General features: G+C 63.4%; 15 protein-coding genes. 12 read left to right on the top strand and 3 right to left on the bottom strand.

Annotated elements, in window-relative coordinates:
• The first annotated feature begins 25 nt into the window (after positions 1 to 25).
• Both hemE and ACZ0BA_RS22085 read left to right on the top strand, forming a co-directional pair.
• The gene (hemE, locus tag ACZ0BA_RS22090; protein WP_463453314.1) at positions 26 to 1108 is read left to right on the top strand and encodes a uroporphyrinogen decarboxylase; all 1083 of its coding nucleotides are present in this window, start codon (positions 26 to 28) and stop codon (positions 1106 to 1108) included.
• A gap of 744 nt (positions 1109 to 1852) precedes the next feature.
• The gene (locus tag ACZ0BA_RS22085) at positions 1853 to 3886 is read left to right on the top strand and encodes a primosomal protein N' (RefSeq protein WP_463453313.1); all 2034 of its coding nucleotides are present in this window, start codon (positions 1853 to 1855) and stop codon (positions 3884 to 3886) included.
• Positions 3887 to 3901: 15 nt separating this feature from the next.
• Here the strand turns inward: ACZ0BA_RS22085 and ACZ0BA_RS22080 are convergent, their stop codons facing one another.
• The gene (locus tag ACZ0BA_RS22080; RefSeq protein ID WP_463453312.1) at positions 3902 to 4795 is read right to left on the bottom strand and encodes an ArgP/LysG family DNA-binding transcriptional regulator; all 894 of its coding nucleotides are present in this window, start codon (positions 4793 to 4795) and stop codon (positions 3902 to 3904) included.
• A gap of 89 nt (positions 4796 to 4884) precedes the next feature.
• On the opposite strand from ACZ0BA_RS22080, the gene ACZ0BA_RS22075 reads away from it, so the two are divergent.
• Positions 4885 to 6327 (top strand): dihydrolipoyl dehydrogenase, encoded by a 1443-nt coding sequence (locus tag ACZ0BA_RS22075; protein ID WP_463453311.1) that lies wholly within the window; start codon positions 4885 to 4887, stop codon positions 6325 to 6327.
• Positions 6328 to 6417: 90 nt separating this feature from the next.
• Positions 6418 to 7554: an HD-GYP domain-containing protein gene (locus tag ACZ0BA_RS22070; protein WP_463453310.1), complete on the top strand. Its 1137-nt coding sequence runs from the start codon at positions 6418 to 6420 to the stop codon at positions 7552 to 7554.
• A 4-nt stretch (positions 7555 to 7558) separates the two neighbouring features.
• On the opposite strand, the gene ACZ0BA_RS22065 is transcribed toward ACZ0BA_RS22070, so the two are convergent.
• Positions 7559 to 8041 (bottom strand): AtaL-like protein, encoded by a 483-nt coding sequence (locus tag ACZ0BA_RS22065; RefSeq protein ID WP_463453309.1) that lies wholly within the window; start codon positions 8039 to 8041, stop codon positions 7559 to 7561.
• 141 nt (positions 8042 to 8182) lie between these two features.
• On the opposite strand from ACZ0BA_RS22065, the gene ACZ0BA_RS22060 reads away from it, so the two are divergent.
• From ACZ0BA_RS22060 to ACZ0BA_RS22050, 3 genes are all read left to right on the top strand, one after another.
• The gene (locus ACZ0BA_RS22060; RefSeq protein ID WP_463453308.1) at positions 8183 to 10255 is read left to right on the top strand and encodes a UvrD-helicase domain-containing protein; all 2073 of its coding nucleotides are present in this window, start codon (positions 8183 to 8185) and stop codon (positions 10253 to 10255) included.
• A gap of 89 nt (positions 10256 to 10344) precedes the next feature.
• Positions 10345 to 10800 carry a cache domain-containing protein gene (locus ACZ0BA_RS22055; RefSeq protein WP_463453307.1) on the top strand — a complete coding sequence of 152 codons (456 nt, stop codon included), beginning with the start codon at positions 10345 to 10347 and terminating at the stop codon, positions 10798 to 10800.
• Positions 10801 to 10851: 51 nt separating this feature from the next.
• Positions 10852 to 11064, top strand: coding sequence for a SlyX family protein (locus ACZ0BA_RS22050; RefSeq protein WP_090324563.1), 213 nt, complete (start codon positions 10852 to 10854; stop codon positions 11062 to 11064).
• 2 nt (positions 11065 to 11066) lie between these two features.
• Here ACZ0BA_RS22050 and ACZ0BA_RS22045 read toward each other — a convergent pair whose 3' ends face one another.
• Positions 11067 to 11534, bottom strand: a complete 468-nt coding sequence (locus ACZ0BA_RS22045) for a heme-degrading domain-containing protein (protein ID WP_463453306.1) — start codon at positions 11532 to 11534, stop codon at positions 11067 to 11069.
• A 182-nt stretch (positions 11535 to 11716) separates the two neighbouring features.
• Between ACZ0BA_RS22045 and ACZ0BA_RS22040 the strand changes: the two genes are divergently transcribed.
• The 5 genes from ACZ0BA_RS22040 (at position 11717) to ACZ0BA_RS22020 (ending at position 17907) form a co-directional block, all read left to right on the top strand.
• On the top strand, positions 11717 to 12862 hold the full coding sequence (locus ACZ0BA_RS22040) for a GGDEF domain-containing protein (RefSeq protein ID WP_463453305.1): 1146 nt from the start codon (positions 11717 to 11719) through the stop codon (positions 12860 to 12862).
• A gap of 83 nt (positions 12863 to 12945) precedes the next feature.
• Entirely contained in the window at positions 12946 to 14016 is a 1071-nt protein-coding gene (locus ACZ0BA_RS22035) for an SMP-30/gluconolactonase/LRE family protein (protein WP_463453304.1), read from the top strand.
• Between the two features lie 92 nt (positions 14017 to 14108).
• Positions 14109 to 14555, top strand: coding sequence for an SRPBCC family protein (locus ACZ0BA_RS22030; protein ID WP_463453303.1), 447 nt, complete (start codon positions 14109 to 14111; stop codon positions 14553 to 14555).
• 418 nt (positions 14556 to 14973) lie between these two features.
• Positions 14974 to 15549 (top strand): TMEM175 family protein, encoded by a 576-nt coding sequence (locus ACZ0BA_RS22025; protein WP_463453302.1) that lies wholly within the window; start codon positions 14974 to 14976, stop codon positions 15547 to 15549.
• Between the two features lie 243 nt (positions 15550 to 15792).
• Positions 15793 to 17907, top strand: coding sequence for a M3 family metallopeptidase (locus ACZ0BA_RS22020; protein WP_463454809.1), 2115 nt, complete (start codon positions 15793 to 15795; stop codon positions 17905 to 17907).
• The last annotated feature ends 39 nt before the right edge of the window (positions 17908 to 17946 follow it).

Below are 17946 nucleotides of genomic sequence, written 5' to 3'. Positions count from 1 at the left end.
TTTCCCCGCTTTTTGATTGCCTTTCATGCCACAATTTGCTCCGCTTCAGAATGACACCTTCTTGCGTGCGTTGTTGCGCCAGCCGACCGAACATACCCCGGTGTGGCTGATGCGTCAGGCGGGGCGCTACCTTCCCGAATACCGCGCCACGCGCGCCAAGGCCGGCTCCTTCATGGGCCTGGCCACCAATCCCGATTACGCCACCGAAGTCACCTTGCAGCCATTGGACCGCTTCCCGCTGGACGCCGCCATCCTGTTCTCCGACATCCTGACCGTGCCCGACGCCATGGGCCTGGGTCTGTATTTCGTCGAAGGCGAGGGCCCGAAGTTCGAGCGCCCGCTGAAAACCGAGGCCGACGTGCTGGCGCTGCGCGCGCCGGAACTGGGGTCGCTGGACTACGTCTTCAAGGCGGTCACGCAGATCCGCACCGAGTTGAACGGCCGCGTGCCGCTGATCGGTTTTTCCGGCAGCCCGTGGACCCTGGCGTGCTACATGGTCGAGGGCCAGGGCTCGCGCGAGTTCCACACCATCAAAAAGATGCTGTACAACCGCCCGGACCTGATGCACCACATCCTGGCGACCAACGCCAGGGCGGTGGCCGAGTACCTGAACGCCCAGATCGATGCCGGCGCCCAGGCGGTGATGATCTTCGATTCGTGGGGCGGCGCGCTGGCCGACGGCGCCTATCAGACGTTCTCGCTCGATTACATGCGCCAGGTGGTGTCGTTGTTGAAAAGGGATAAGGACGGCGTCAAGATCCCGGCCATCGTCTTCACCAAGGGCGGCGGCCAATGGATCGAACAGATCGCCGACATCGGCGCCGACGGGGTCGGCCTGGACTGGACCGTGAACCTGACGCAGGCGCGCAGACTGGTGGGCGACAAGGTCGGCCTGCAGGGCAATCTGGACCCGGCGATCCTGTTCGCCAGCCCGGAACAAATTCGCGCCGAAGTGCACAAGGTGCTCGACGCCTTCGGCAAGCCGGAAAACGGCCATGGGCACGTATTTAATTTGGGCCATGGCATCTCGCAGTTCACGCCGCCCGAGAATGTCGCCGCCATGGTGGAAGCTGTTCACACCTATAGTAAGGCCCAGCGCGCGTCTTGATCTGTCGCAAACCCGTGGGGCACGTTCCGATGGAGCGTGCCCCATTTTCATTGGTGCGTAGAGGAAAGCAAACCGACTTATGCACAATTTTTTTCGGTGCAAGAATAACAGGCAGCACTATTTTCGTCGCCCCGGAAGATAAGCTAAGTTATTGATTTATAAGTAGTATTTTTGACCCTCAGGATGAGGGTGTGTACTGGTTGTAAACCCATAAGTCGGGCTTCCGCTGATTTATTTCTTCATTGTCCACAAAGTTATCCACAAAAACTGTGGATAAAAAATAAAAGTACTTAGTAAACCGTGACTTAGCCATAATGTTGTTGTTTTGCATGAGGTTTATGTTGCGCTGCACGATTTATAGGCAGCGTGGCTGGCTTGATAACGAAGTTATGAGCGCGCAAACCGTTTGTACGCCGGCTGTATAAAATTTGTTGTTATCGGCCGAACGTTGTACTTTCCAGTGGCCATTAAAAAGCCCCGGAAAGTGGCGGAAATCGTTAAAAAATAATCTGAAATACTTCACTTATGCACAGCTGGAGAGAAAAAAACGCTTTTCTTCCGCTCCTAGGAGGGATTTTCCAAGTACTTGATTTTTAAGGAAAATAATTTCGGATATTTGCCGTGTGCCGGGTGCTATCAACTGTTAAGTGATTGGTTTCCGCAAATTAAGATTCTCTTGTCCACAAAGTTATCCACAAAAGCTGTGGAGTATTCCGCAACTCCGAATTTCATGTGATTGGAACTATGCAGGGCCTCTTTCACCATTGCATTCTTCAGGTGGTGCTCGACACGCCGCTGAATGCCATTTTCGATTACCGCTGGTACTGCGACGCGGCGGAGCAGCCGCAAGTCGGCCAGCTGGCGTTCGTCCCCTTCGGTCCGCGCGAGGTGATGGGGCTGATCGTCGGCGTCGTGGCCGAGACCGACGTGCCGGACGGGAAATTGAAGGATGCGCTGGCGATTCGCAGCCAGCTGGCGCCGCTGTCGGCGCAATGGCTGGCGCTGGCCGGCTTTGCGGCCGACTACTATCAGCGCCCGCTGGGCGAGGTGGCGCTGCCGGGATTGCCGAAGAACCTGCGCGCGCCCACGCCGCTGACCTTGGACAAGGCGATCAAGAAGCTGGCCAAGCTCGACGCGCCGCACGACGGCACGCCGCTCAACATGCCGCTGCTCAATCCATCGCAACAGGAGGCGGCCGACGCCATCGGCGGCGCGGCGGGCTTTACGCCCATCTTGCTGTACGGCGTGACCGGCAGCGGCAAGACCGAGGTGTACCTGCAGGCGTGCGCCCAGGTGCTGGCGCGCGAGGCGGATGCGCAGATCCTGATCCTGGTCCCCGAGATCAACCTGACGCCCCAATTGGAGGGCAATATCCGCGCGCGCTTCCCCGGCGTGATGCTGGCCACCTTGCACAGCAGCCTGTCCGAGGGCGAACGCATGCTGCATTGGCTGGCCGCGCACCAGGGCCGGGCGCGCATCGTGCTCGGCACCCGGCTGGCGATCCTGGCGTCGCTGCCGAACCTGAGGCTGATCGTCATCGACGAGGAGCACGACCCGTCGTACAAGCAGCAGGAAGGCTTGCGTTATTCCGCGCGCGACCTGGCCGTGTGGCGCGCCTGGCAGCTGGGTATTCCGATCGTGCTCGGCTCGGCCACGCCGTCGCTGGAGAGCTGGCACCACGCGCAGTCGGGCCGCTACCGCAAGCTCGAACTGCGCGAGCGCGCCGTCAAGAACGCGGTGCTGCCGCAAGTGAAACTGATCGACATGGAGCGCGACAAGCCGAAGGACGGCCTGACGTCCGGCCTGATCGCCGCCATCAAGCAGCGCATGGAGCGCGGCGAACAATCGCTGTTGTTCCTCAACCGCCGTGGCTACGCGCCGGTGATCTGCTGCGAATCGTGCGGCTGGATCAGCGAATGCACGCGCTGCACGTCGTTCATGGTGCTGCACCGTCCCGAGCACCGGCTGCGCTGCCACCACTGCAGCCTGGAGCTGCGCATTCCGCGCCACTGCCCGACCTGCGGCAACGTCGACCTGCAACCGCTGGGACGTGGCACCCAGCGCGTCGAGGAGGGCCTGCAGGCGCTGTTCCCGGAAGCGCGCGTGCTGCGCATCGACGCCGACTCGACCCGCAAGAAGGGCAGCGCGCAGGCGGCCTTCGACACCGTGCACCGGGGCGAGGTCGATATCCTGATCGGCACGCAGATGGTCGCCAAGGGGCACGACTTCAAGAAGCTCACGCTGGTCGGCATCCTTAACCCGGACACGGCGCTGTTTTCGCAGGATTACCGCGCCAGCGAGCGGCTGTTCGCGCAGCTGATGCAGGTGGCTGGACGCGCCGGCCGCGCCGGCCGGACCGAGGGCGGCAGCGTCAGCGAGGTGCTGATCCAGACCCGCTATCCGCAGCATCCGCTGTACGGCGCGGTGGTGCACCACGACTACGATCACTTCGCGTCGGCGCTGCTGGAGGAGCGCGAGCAGGCCGCACTGCCGCCGTACCTGTTCCAGGCGCTGTTGCGGGCCGAGGCGCCCGAGCTGGCGACCGCCATCGAATTCCTGACCCTCGCGCGCGACTGCGTCGACCATCCGGGCATCACCATCAACGATCCGATCCCGATGAGCATGACCCGGGTGCACAATGTCGACCGCGCGCAGTTGCTGGTCGAATCGGCGTCGCGGCCCATGCTGCAGGCGTTTTTAAAGGATTGGCTGTGGACCTTGCGCGAGATGAAAAGCCGCGTGAAATGGTCGCTGGAAGTCGATCCGCTGGATATTTAACTGTTATTGCAGCAGCTACTGCAGCAAGAAGCGGCGCGCGGTGGCGATGATTTGCTCGCTGAGCGCGCGCGTGAACGGCGTATCGAGGTTCCAGGCGTGCCAATTGAGCGCCACATCCACGTACTTGCCCGGCGCCAGATCGACCAAGCGGCCGTCGGCCAGCGGCCGGGTGGCCTGCGACAGCGGCATCAGCCCGTAAGCCAGGCCGCCGTGGATGCATTCGGCGCTGGCCGGCGACAGCGGCACCGTGTGGTGCGGATACGGACCGTCGAGGTCGAGCACGTCGCGCAGGAAGCCGGCCATCAGCTCGCGGTCGCACACCACCGCCGGCGCCAGGCGCGCCGCCTCGTCCGAGAAGCCGTCGCCGAACCAATGGCCGGCGAACACCGGCGTGGCGACGCACGCATAGCGCAGCTTGCCCAGCGGCGTGACCGCCGGACCGTTGGCCGGATGATCGCCGTGCGGCTGGGCCGCCGCGATGCTGCCGAATACGCTACCCTCCCGCACCAGATGCAGGGCCATGTCGCGCGTGGCCTGCTGGATGTTGAGTTGGCAACGCGGCGGCGACAGCAGCGGTTGCAAGCTCAGCGGAAACCAGGTGGCCAGACTGGCGGCATCTATCGCCAAGGAAATCTCCGGCATGCTAACCTTATTGCCGAGATCGATATCGAGCGACGCTTCCATCAACTTGACGTTGCGGTGGTGCGAGACCAGCCGCTGGCCCAGTCCGGTCGGCACGGCAGGCTGGCCGCGCACGATCAGCAGCCGGCCGGCCGCGTCTTCCAGCGCCTTGATGCGCTGGGAGACGGCCGATTGGCTGATGCCGAGCGCGGTGGCGGCCTTTTCAAAGCTGCCATGGCTGGCAACAGCGTCCAGTACGGCAAGTGCGCGATAGTCCAGTGGAGCCATAAGTGATGCTTATAAGATTTGAGTTCAATAAGCAATACTAATGCTCTTTTGCTTCAAAGTAAAATTAGAAAATCAAACGGAACAGCGTAATGAAGACTATCAAAACTGAAGTTGCCGTCATTGGCGCCGGCACCGCCGGCATGACCGCCTACCGCGCGGCCACCGCCGGCGGCAAAAAGGCTGTGCTGATCGAGAGCGGCGCCTACGGCACCACCTGTGCCCGGGTCGGCTGCATGCCCAGCAAGCTGCTGATCGCAGCGGCCGAGGCGGCGCACGCGGCGAAGGCGGCGCCTGCCTTCGGCGTCCATCCGGGGCCGGTGCGCATCGACGGCAAGGCCGTGATGGCGCGCGTGCGTGCCGAGCGCGACCGGTTTGTCGGCTTTGTTGTCGAAGCGGTCGACGGCTATCCGGCCGCCGACAAGCTCCACGGCCACGCGCGCTTCGTCAGTGAAAACACGCTGCAGGTGGACGACCACACCGTGGTCGAGGCCGAGCGTTTCGTCATCGCCACCGGTTCGACCCCGATCGTGCCGGAGGAGTGGGCCGCCGCCGGTCCGCGCGTCATCAACAGCGACGCCGTGTTCGACTGGACCGATTTGCCGGAATCGATCGCCATCGCCGGCACCGGCATCATCGGACTGGAACTGGGGCAGGCGCTGCACCGGCTGGGCGTGCGCGTGACTATTTTCGCGCGCGGCGAAAGCATCGCCCAGCTGAGCGACCCGGACGTGCTGACGGTGGCGCGGCGCGCGATGAGCCAGGAACTCGATATCCGCTATGAAACCAAGGTCACCAACGTCGAGCTCGACGGCGAGCAGCTGATCGTCACCAGCACCCGCCTGGACGGTGAGCAGCGCACCGAGCGCTTCAGCCATCTGCTGTCGGCGGTTGGCCGGCGCCCGAACGTGCACGAGTTGGGTCTGGAGCACACCGGCCTCAAGCGCGACCATCACGGCATCCCGCTGTACGACAAATACACGATGCAATGCCAGGACAGTCCGATTTTCATTGCCGGCGACGCCGACAACGAGCGCCCGCAATTGCCGGAGGCGGCCGACCAGGGCCGTATCGCCGGCGACAACGCGGCCCGCTTTCCGGACGTCAAGCCGGGCCTGCGCCGCACGCCGCTGACGATCGCCTTCACCGAGCCGCAGATCGCCACGGCCGGCACCAGCCACGAGGAACTGTGCGCAACGCACAAGGGCCGATTCGCGGTGGGCCAGGTATCGTTCGAGAACCAGGGCCGCAGCCGCGTGATGTTGCAAAACAAGGGCATGTTGCGCGTGTACGGCGAGTTCCGCAGCGGCCGCTTCCTGGGCGCCGAGATGATCGGCCCGCGCGCCGAGCACATCGGCCACCTGCTGTCGTGGGCGGCCCAGGCCGGGCTGAGCGTGGCTGCCATGCTGGACATGCCGTTTTACCATCCGGTGGTGGAGGAGGGCGTGCGCACCGCCTTGCGCGACCTGGCGCATCAGCTGGCGAACGAGCCCAAGCACGACGATCCCTGCGTCGATTGCACGCCTGCGCCATGAGTGCTGAATGTCACATAACGATACAAAAAAAGTCACACTTTGCCATCAGGAACCTTTATGCTGCAATTTTGATAGTTTGGTAATGGTTTGATGAAGATACGTAAGGTCACGGCGGCGGATTTGAAGTTGGGAATGCTGATTCCGTGGAATGTTTATAGCGACACCGGCGCCTTGCTGGTTCGTAAGGGACATATGATCGCCAGCGCCAACCAGATCGCCTATCTGATCGAGCGCGGCAACTTCGAAGACTATAGCGACCAGCCGCCCGGCGCCACCGAGCCGGAGTCCGTGCTGCGCAAGCTCAACTGGGCGTGCCTGGAACTGCAGGGGCTGCAGCAGGCCATCGCCGGCCGCGTGGCGCCGCCTGGCGTGCGCCGAAAGCTCGAAGAGATCGCGACCCTGGTGGGCGACGCGATCTCGCTCAACGTCGATATCGCCACCGCCAGCATCCTGCACAACCAGCGGCAGTCGCCTTATCCGGTGCGCCACTGCATCGACACCGCCATCGTCGCCCAAGTGCTGGCGCGCGCCCGCGAGCGTTCGGCTGACGACATCATGGCCGTGACCGTGGCCGCGCTGACGATGAACCTGGGCATGCTGGAGCATCACCAGCGCTGGCATGACGGCGCGGCGCCGTTCGACGCGGTCGAGCGCGCCCGCATGCTGGCCCACCCGGAGCTGACCGCGCGCCTGCTGGGCGAGGCCGGTGTCACCGAGCCGGCCTGGCTCGACTGCGTGCTGCACCACCATGAAAACGAGGACGGCACCGGCTACCCGTACGGCAAGGCCGGCGCGCAGATTCCGCCGCTGGCCAAGCTGGTCACGCTGGCCGACCGCTACTGCGCCCGCGTGTCCGAACGCGGCTACCGTGCGCCGATGGCGGCCAACGCGGCGTTGCGCGAGATGCTGCTGGAAGCCCGGACCACCTTGCACACCAATCTGGCGGCGCTGCTGATCCGCGAGCTGGGCATCTATCCCATCGGCAGTTATGTCCGGTTGATCAACGGCGAGGTGGCGGTGGTGTCGCGCCGCGGGCTGCAATCGACGACGCCGCATGTGGAGTCGGTGCTGGGCCCGCGCGGCGCGCCGCTGGAGGTGTTTCTCGAGCGCGACACGCGCGTGCCGCTGCACGCGATCCGCGAGGTGCTGAGCAATGCCCAGGTGGCCGCGCTGAACGCGCCGCCGCTGCGCATGGAACAGGTGTGGGGCCGCGCGGCGGCTTTCTAACGGATTAGTTCAAAGTGGCGCCGAGCCTGCCTTGCGAAGCGAGGTCGCGCAGCACCCGGATCATGTCGATGTCGGACTCCTGATAAGCCGATTTACGGAACTCGTCGTACATGGCGTTGGCCGCGTCGGTGGCCGCGTCGTGGTCGTCCTGGTACTGGAAGCGCACGTACAGGGTGTCGGCGGTCGGGGTTTCGATGGTCACCGTCAGGCTCTGGCGGCTGATCTCCGGCTGCGGCGCGACCTCGTAGCGCAGCTGGCGCATCGGTTCGAGCACCACGCGGTCCTCGACCACCAGCTCGCCGAAGCGGCGGCGGCGGCGGAAACCGTTGTCGGTGCGCTCGTCGACGACGCAATCGTCCAGATGCGGCACGAACAATTTCGGCGATTCGGCGCTCAGCACCAGGCCGGCCCACAACTGCTCGACGGTCAGGGCGTCGATCAAAGGATTCAGCGGGTCGTTAATTTCAATTAAATGTTCGAATTTCATAGCTCAGCCGTGTAAAAGCGGGCGCGTTTGCGCTCCAGGCCAATATGGTAACGCAAATGTCATCAAGGCCCGCGCCGGGCCTGCCGGCCGGGGCCAGCGCTGCTACAATGGCTGGCTATTTCCCCGTCAGATCGTCCCCCGATGTCCAAAGCACCACAATTCGGCCTCAACGTCCCGCAAAGCGAAGCCGTGACCTATCTGGACGGCCCCTGCCTGGTGCTGGCCGGCGCCGGCTCGGGCAAGACGCGCGTGATCACGCAGAAAATCGCCCACCTGATCGAGGACCGGGGCTACGATCCGCGCACCATTGCCGCGCTGACCTTCACCAACAAGGCGGCGCTGGAAATGCAGGAGCGCATCGCCAAGCTGCTCAAGCAGCCCAAGCAGGCCAAGCAGCTGACGGTGTCGACTTTCCATTCGCTGGGCGTCAAGATCCTGCGCCAGGAAGCCAACGGTGTCGGCCTCAAGGACCGCTTTTCGATCATGGACAGCGACGATTGCGGCTCGCTGATCCAGGATCTGGCCATCACCACCGACAAGCAGGTGATCCGCCGCATCCAGACCGACATTTCGCTGTGGAAAAATGGCCTTATCGATCCGGCCATCGCGTTGCAGCAGGCCAAGGACGAGGACGAGGCGCAGTCGGCGCGCATCTACGCCAGCTACGTGGCGACCTTGTCGGCCTACCAGGCGGTCGATTTCGACGATTTGATCCGGCTGCCGGTGGAACTGTTCCGCAGCAACGAGCCGGTGCGCGACAAGTGGCAGCGCCGCCTGCGCTACCTGCTGATGGACGAGTACCAGGACACCAATACCTGCCAGTACGAGCTGGTCAAGCTGATGGTGACGGGTGTCGGCAAGAAGCCGATGTTCACCGCCGTGGGCGACGACGACCAGGCCATCTACGCCTGGCGCGGGGCCTCGGTGGAAAACCTGAAGACCCTGCAGACCGACTTCCCCGACCTGCAGGTGATCAAGCTGGAGCAGAACTACCGCTCCACCACGCGCATCCTGCAGGCCGCCAACGCGGTGATCGGCAACAACCCCAAGCTGTTCGAGAAGTCGCTGTGGTCGGAGCACGGCCTGGGCGAGCCGATCAACGTGCTTGGCATGGCCAACGACGACCAGGAGGCCGAGCAGGTGGCCATCATGATCTCGGCCGACCATTTCCAGCGCAAGAACAAGTGGTCCGACTACGCCATCCTGTATCGCGGCAACCACCAGGCGCGCATCATCGAGCAAAGCCTGCGCAAGGAGCGCATTCCGTACACGATCTCCGGCGGCCAGAGCTTCTTCGACAAGGCCGAGATCAAGGACATCATCAGCTACCTGCGCCTGCTGGCCAACACCGACGACGATCCGGCCTTCATCCGCGCCGTGACCACGCCCCGGCGCGGCGTCGGCCAGTCGACCATGGAAACGCTGGGCACCTTCTCCGGCCAGTGGCAATGCTCGCTGTTCGAGGCGGTGTTCAAGGGGGGCATCGAAGCGCTGCTCAACGATCGCCAACTGGGTCCGCTGCGCGACTTTTGCAACTTCATCAACAATCTCGAATCGCGCGCCAGCCGTCCCGGCCCGAGCGGCAGCGGCGACAACGCCGCCCAGGTGCTCGACGACCTGCTGGAGGCGATCAACTACGAGTCCTATCTGTACGACATGTTCGACGAGCGCGCGGCGCAGGGCAAGTGGCAGAACGTGCTGGAGTTCACCAACTGGCTCAAGGAGCGCGGCCGCGGCGGCAAGGACCGCGACGGCGACGAGAAGAACGTGCTGGAACTGACGCAGATGGTGGCGCTGATGTCGATGCTGGAGGGCCAGGACGAAGACCCGGACGCGGTGCGCATGTCGACCCTGCACGCCTCCAAGGGACTTGAGTATCCGCACGTGTTCCTGGTGGGTGTCGAGGAGGGCATCCTGCCGCACAAGGGCGACCCGGACGCGCCGGCCGAGACCATCGCCGCCCGGGTGCAGGAGGAGCGGCGCCTGATGTATGTCGGCATCACGCGCGCCCAGCGCACCTTGCAGATCACATGGTGCAAAAAGCGCAAGCGCGCCGGCGAACAGGTCCATTGCGACCCGTCGCGCTTCATCAAGGAAATGGAACTCGACGTCGGCACGGCCGCGCCGGTCGAGTCCGAAATCATCACGCCCAAAGAGCGGCTGGCAAGGATGAAGGAACTTTTAGCCACACCCAAGCCGGAAGCGAAGCCCTGAGCGGTCGATAAGCGCGCGTTGTCGGCAAGCAATGTGCTAGCATCGACTGCCGACCGCTGTGGTCGCTTATGCTTTCCGGAGGTGACATCTTGCGTACCCGACTTATCGCTGCATTGCTGCTGTCCTGCGCGCTGCTGCCCGCCGCCCATGGCGCCGAATTCGCCACCAAGCCGGAGGCCGAGGCCATGGTCGGCAAGGCCCTCAAATACTGGAAGGCCAACGGCAACGAGAAAACCTACGCCGAAATCGGCAAGAAGGACGGCCCGTTCGTCGACCGCGACCTGTACGTGGTGATCTACGGCCTGGACGGCACGGTGCGCGCGCATGGCGCCAACCCCAAGATGATCGGCAAGAACCTGATGGAGATCCGCGACGTCGACGGCAAGTTCTTCGTCAAGGAGCGGGTCGAGATGGCCAAAAAGAAAAAGCCGTTCTGGCAGGATTACAAGTTCACCAATCCCACCAACGGCAAGATCGAGCCCAAGACCATGTATTGCGTGCCGGAAGACGATATGGTGCTGTGCGGCGGCGTCTACGTAAAGTAAGCGTGGAGTGAATGGCGGTTAGAATGCATGCTTTCCAGCAGGGAGCATGCCGTGGGCAACACCGAAGACCGCTTCATCGATATTGAAATCAAACTGGCGCACCAGGAACACATCGTCGAGTCGCTGAACCAGCGCGTCTACGAGCAGCAGCAGCAGATCGACAAGCTCGAGCAGATGTGCGCCGCGCTGGTCCAGCACGTGCGCGACCAGGCGCAAGGCAACAGCGGCGGCGCGCTCGCGCACGAGCCGCCACCGCATTACTGACCTTACACCAGCACCGCGCGCAGCGCCTCGACGGCGATCGCGTGGTCTTCCGCCTGGCGCAGGCCGGACACCGTCACCGTGCCGATCATGCCGACGTTCCGGATCGTGATCGGGAACGCGCCGCCGTGGGCCGCATAGTCGGCCGGATCGAGATAGCTGATTTCCTCGAACGCCACGCCCCGATGCTTGTGGTCGATGCCGATGAAGAACGAGCAGCGGCCGAAGCGCGCCACCACATTGTTCTTGCGGCGTATCCAGTCGGCCTGGTCGGCCGAGGCGCCCTGCATCGCGTGGTGGAACAGCACCTTGCCGTTGACGGTGATGTTGACCGTGACGCTCTTTTGCCGGTGCTTGGCCAGCTCGATCACCTTCAAGCCCAGCGCCAGCGCGGTATCGCTGCCGAAAGCGGTAAATTGCAGCTCGTGCTCCTGCTGCGTCAACGTCTCGAGCAACTCCGGGAAATTTTCCATCGATAGTCCTTTGTGGGTAAGCGGTAGGTAAAGCGGTAGATAAGCGCAGGCCGCAGTGTAGCCGATATCGTCCTGGCAACGCGTTGTGGCATTGCTTACAAAGTTGTCCGATGGAACAGATGGTTGTAAGTTATACTATCGATCCGCGTGCCGCGCCCAGCCACGCCCTCCCGTGGTATTTCATGCACATCGACGTTTCCACCCTGCTCATCGCCATGACGCTCAACATGTTGACGATGGCGGTAGCGTTGCCGTATTTCATGGGACACGTCAACCGGCCGGCGCGCCGGGCCCAGGTTGGCGTCGCCCTGCAAACGGCCGGCTGGGTGCTGTTGTTGCTGTCGAGCGTGTGCGCGCCGGGTGGCTCGCTGGACCGCGTGCTGTCGACCTTGTCGATGGGCTGCATCGCCGGCGGCCTGGCGTTCAACGCGGTCGCCTTCGACCTGTGGTGCGGCCGCCAGGCCACCGCCCGTGCGCCGACCATCATCGCGGTACTGCTGACGCTCGGCTACGGCGCCGGCTTTTCGAGTTACGCGTTTCGCGTCGGCTGGGCCAACGGCCTGCTGGCCTTGCAGATGGCAATGGTGGCGATGGCGCTGTGCCGCCGGCCGCAGGCGCCGGTCGGCCGCTGGCGCTGGTTGCTGGTGATCTCGCTGCTGGCGCAGATGGTGGTGACGGCCTGGCGCGGCGCGCTGGGCGCCTTTTACACCGCCGACTTTCCCCATTTCTTCGCGCCGCACGTCGTCAACCTGGTGTTCGCGCTGGTGGCCAACGTCACGGTGGTGCTGTCGCTGGCGGCCATCCTGCTGGCCCACCGCGACGAGGCCGCGCGCGAGCTGGAGCGCCTGGCCACGGTCGACGGCCTGACCGGCGCCCTCAATCGCCGCGCCTGGCTGGCGCAGGCCGGCATCGACCTGGCGATCAGCGTGCGCTATCAGCAGCCGATGGGCGTGCTGATGCTCGACCTCGACCACTTCAAGCAACTGAACGACACGCGCGGCCACGCCGCCGGCGACCGCGCGCTGCAGCGCTTCGCGGCGGCGCTGCGGGCGGTCAGCCGCACCGGCGACGTCTTTTGCCGTTACGGCGGCGAGGAATTCTGCGTGCTGCTCAACTGCGCCGACATCGCCGCCGTCCGCGCCTACGACCGTCGCCTGCGCGACTGGCTGACCGACTATGTGCTGCCGACACTCGATTTCGACCTGTCTTACAGCGCCGGCATCGCCATGCGCCTGTCGGAGTCGGACAGCATCGAGGCCATGCTGCGCCGCGCCGATGCCGGGCTGTACCTCGCCAAGGCGCAGGGCCGGGCCGTGACGCTGGGCTAACGCCGTCCGCTGGCCGCCATTGCACCGGCGTGGTTTAATCCCAACTATTTGGGCCTCATGTGCACACTAGAACCCGGGTCACCATGTTTAGCATCCTGATCATCGCCGCTTACCTGGCGTTTTGGCCGGTACCTATTCAAGCCGTCAGCTGGAGCGCGCCTGCCGCGCCGGGTTACCAGGGCGCTTACGCGGTCAACAGCAAGCTGACGCACCAGCGGACGATTTCCCTCGGCGCGGAACGAGGACCCGAGCACGTGGTCGTTGGCCGGGATGGCTGGCTGTACACCGCTGTCGCCAGCGGCCATATTCTGCGGATGGACCGCGACGGCGGCGGACAGGCGGTGTTGGCCTACACCGCCGGCCGGCCGCTGGGACTGGACTTCGACGCCGGCGGCAATCTGATCGTAGCCGACGCCATCAAGGGTTTGCTGTCGGTTACGGCGGACGGCAACGTCACTTCGCTGACCGAGGCGGTCGACGGCATGGCGATTGGTTTTGCCAACGCGGTCGTCGTCGCAAGCAATGGCAGGATTTATTTCACCGACGCCTCTGGGCGCTTCACCACAACACGCTGGGGCGGCACGGAGGAGGCGGCGATGCTGGACGTGATGGAGCAATCGGCGACCGGACGCGTGCTGGAATACGATCCGGCCACCAAGGCCACCCGCGTGGTCGCCACCGGCCTGAGCTTCGCCAACGGGATTGTGCTTAGCACCGACGAGCGGCACTTGTTTGTCGCTGAAAGCGGCAGATATCGCGTGTGGAAAATCGCCGTGGATGCCGACCGGCTCGATATCGCGCTGCCGTCGCCGCAGGCGCAGCTGCTGGTCGACAATTTGCCCGGCTATCCGGACAATTTGACGCGTGGAATGAACGGCAAAATCTGGCTGGGGCTGGCCGGCCAGCGCAACGATCTTGACTTGATGGCCCAGCGGCCCTACATGCGCGAGATGGCGCTGCGGATTCCGCGCTTCATGTGGTCCATGCCAAAGCCTTACGGGCACGTGGTCGCGCTGAGCGAAGACGGACAGGTGCTGGATGACTTGCAAGACCCGAGCGGTGCTTCGCCGCTCACCACGGGCGCGACCGAAACTGCCGATCGTCTCTACATTCATAATGCCAACGGCGGCAGCCTGGGATGGCTGGAAAAATAGCTGCGAAAAAATATCGGAAAAGATGTCGAATCGCCCACCGCCTATTCGTCGTATGATCTGAGGGCCTTCCTCTACTTCTTCAGGAGACAAACATGACAACGAATACCGTGCAACTGCATCGCGTCCTCAAGTCCACGCCGGACCGGGTGTACCGCGCCTTCCTGAACGCCGACGCCATGGCCAAATGGCTGCCGCCGTTCGGCTTCACCGGCAAGGTGCACCAGATGGATGCGCAGGTCGGCGGTACCTATAGCATGTCGTTCACCAACTTCACCACCGGCGACAGCCACTCGTTCGGCGGCGAGTATCTCGAGCTGGTGCCCAACGAGCGGCTGCGCTACACGGCGACATTCGACGATCCCAATCTGCCGGGCCAGATGCAAACGACGGTGACCTTGCGCGCGGTGTTCTGCGGCGTGGAGATCAAAGTGGTACAGGAAGGCATCCCGGAGGTGATCCCGGCCGAGGCCTGCTATCTGGGCTGGCAGGAGTCGCTGGTGCTGCTGGCGCAACTGGTCGAGCCGGAGATCCGCCAGTAACCGGGCAAGCAGGGCCCGAAACCGCAAAGTCGGCTGCCATCCGGTAAAACCCCAAGAATGCCGTTCTTTCCTGCTCCGAGAATCCAGCAGTCATCTTGCCGAGCAGTTGATGACCAGTCCCGGTGATGCCTTGGCCTACAGTAGCTGGACCGAGGTGGAGTTACTTTCCGCAGTGGGCATACAGGTTCGGCGCAAGCTATTGACAAAGCGTGCAGCAAAGCAGGCGACGCACTGCTTTTGGCTTTGGTCCAAGAGTATCGAGCGGAACTGTGGACTTTCGATCGCGTTATGTCGAAGGCAGCCTCGCATTTCGGCCTCCGATGCCACCTTATGCGCACCTAACCAATGGGGGAGGGCTTGACGCCGCCATGCCCCCTGCCATCCTGTAAAATCAGCCCATAAAACTCAGGGGAATCAGATGGGCAAAGGCAGGCTTGAAGCATTCAGCGATGGCGTCATCGCGATCATCATTACCATCATGGTGCTGGAACTAAAGGTTCCGCACGGCGCCGATCTGGCGGCGTTGCAGCCGCTGGTGCCGGTGTTTCTCAGCTATGTGCTCAGTTTCGTCTATGTCGGCATTTACTGGAACAACCACCACCACATGCTGCACGCCTCGACCGTGGTCAACGGCACCGTGCTGTGGGCCAATCTGCACCTGATGTTCTGGCTGTCGCTGGTGCCGTTCGCCACCGGCTGGATGGGCGAGAACCATTTCGCGCCGCTGCCCGTCGCGCTGTACGCGGCCACGCTGTTCCTGTCATCGGTGGCCTATTTCATTCTCGAACGCAGGCTGATCTCCTGCAATCCGAAAGATCACGTGCTGGCCAAGGCCGTCGGCCAGGACCGCAAAAGCATGGCGTCGATGGTGCTCTATTTGCTCTCCGTGCCGCTGGCGTTCGTGTCGGTGTGGGTGTCGTTTACGCTGCTGGTGCTGGTGGCGGTCCTGTGGTTCCTGCCCGACCGCCGCATCGAAGCCGCGATGCATTCGTAAGAGGTGCTTCCTTTTCTACGGCCTAAATTGCCACCTGCGGTTTGTTCTGTGAACTAAAGCGGGCCTTGACAAAGCATTCTTCGGAAAAACGTGCCGGTTTCCGATCAAGTGCAGTGCAGCATTTTTTGCGGATGACGGTCTGTGCGCCGCCCTGATATGATCTTGCGCTTCCGTGCCGCGCTTTGCCGCGCCGGCATTTTTCTTGGCGCTTATTGAAAGATCCAGATCATGTCCCGTCCTCAGATGCTTGTTGTCGCCGCCGCCCTCGGCCTGGCCTTTTCCCAGACGGTATTGGCCGCGCCGGCCGCCTCGCTGGCCGGCAACCCGCTGGCCACCGCCAGCACCTTGCCGTTCCACTATCCGGCCTTCGACAAAATCAAGGATGAACATTTCCTGCCGGCCTACGCCGAAGGCATGCGCCAGCAATTGAAGGAAATCGACGCCATCGCCAACAACAAGAAGCCGGCGACGTTCGACAACACCATCGTCGCGATGGAGAAATCCGGCGCGCTGCTGACGCGCGTGCAAACCACCTTCGGCAACCTGCAAGGCGCCAACACCAACGACAAGCTCGACGCCATCGACAGCGAAATGTCGCCCAAGCTGGCCGCCCATGGCGACGCCATCTATCTGAACCCTAAATTGTTCGCGCGCGTCAAAGCGCTGTACGACAAGCGCGACAGCCTGAAACTGGACGCGGAATCGAAGCACCTGCTGGAACGCTACCACACCGATTTCGTCCGTGCCGGCGCCAACCTGTCGGCCGCCGACAAGGACAAACTGCGCGAGCTCAACGGCGTCATCGCCACGCTGCAAACCACCTTCACGCAGAACGTGCTCAAGGAAACGAACGCCTCGGCGCTGCTGGTCGATACCCGTGAGGAGCTGGCCGGCATGAGCGACGCCGAGATCGACGCCGCAGCAGCCGCCGCCAAGGCCAAGGGCAAGGACGGCAAGTTCCTGATCGCGCTGGTCAACACCAGCGGTCAGCCGCCGCTGGCCGTGCTCAAAAGCCGCGCCGTGCGCGACCGGCTGATGGCCGTGTCGCTGTCGCGCGGCGCCAATGGCGGCGAGTTCGACAACCGCCAGGTGGTGCTCAAGATCGCCAAGGCGCGCGCCGAGAAGGCCACCTTGCTGGGTTACGCCAACTACGCCGCCTACTCGCTGGAAGACCAGACCGCGCACGACACCGCAGCCGTCAACAAGCTGCTGGGCGAGCTGGCGCCGCCGGCCGTCACCAACGCGAAGAAGGAAGCGGCCGACCTGCAAGCGGTGGTCGATGCGGACAAGGGCGGCTTCAAGATCGGCGCGGCCGACTGGGCCTACTACACCGACAAAGTGCGCGCGCAGCGCTTCGCCTTCGACGAGAACCAGCTCAAGCCGTACTTCGAACTCGACAACGTGCTGATCAACGGCGTCTTCTTTGCCGCCACCAAGCTGTACGGCATCACCTTCAAGGAACGCAAGGATCTGCCGGTGTACAACCCGGACGTGCGCGTGTTCGACGTGTTCGACGCCGACGGCAAGCAGCTGGCCATCTTCCTGGCCGACATGTACGCCCGTGGCAACAAGCAGGGCGGCGCGTGGATGAACGAGTACATCTCGCAATCGTCGCTGCTGGGCACCAAGTCGGTGGTGGCGAACCACCTCAACATTCCCAAGCCGCCTGCCGGCGAGCCGACCTTGCTGACGTACGACGAGGTCAAGACCGCGTTCCACGAGTTCGGCCACGCGCTGCACGGCATGTTCTCGAACGTGAAGTATCCCCGCTTCTCCGGCACCAGCGTGCCGCGCGACTTCGTCGAGTATCCGTCGCAAGTGAACGAGATGTGGGCCGTGTGGCCGGAAGTGCTGGCCAACTACGCCAAGCACTACAAGACCGGCGCGCCGATGCCGAAGGAATTGCTCGACAAGGTGGTCGCTTCCAAGAAATTCAATCAGGGCTTCATGACCACCGAGTACCTGGCCGCGTCGCTGCTGGACCAGCGCTGGCACCAGCTGACGCCGGCACAAGTGCCGACCGACGTGCTGGCGTTCGAGGCGAACTCGTTGAAGGACATGGGCGTCGACTTCGCGCCGGTGCCGCCGCGCTATCGCACCACGTATTTCTCGCATAGCTTCTCGGGCGGCTACTCGTCCGGCTACTACGCCTACCTGTGGTCGGAGAAGCTGGACGCCGACACCGTCGAATGGTTCAAGGAGAAGGGCGGCCTGAAGCGCGAGAACGGCGACTGGTTCCGCGCCAAGCTGCTGTCGCGCGGCGGCACGGACGATGCGATGAATTTGTTCCACAATTTCCGTGGTCGCGATCCGGTCATCGAGCCGCTGCTGGAACGCCGTGGCCTGACGGGCAAGTAAGAACGAACGTCAAACCCGTACCGCGCAGCGCAGCGGGTT

The organism is Duganella sp. AC917, from assembly GCF_979258245.1.
Note: the sequence above shows the minus strand (reverse complement) of the source record. Positions and strands in the feature narration are given on the sequence as shown.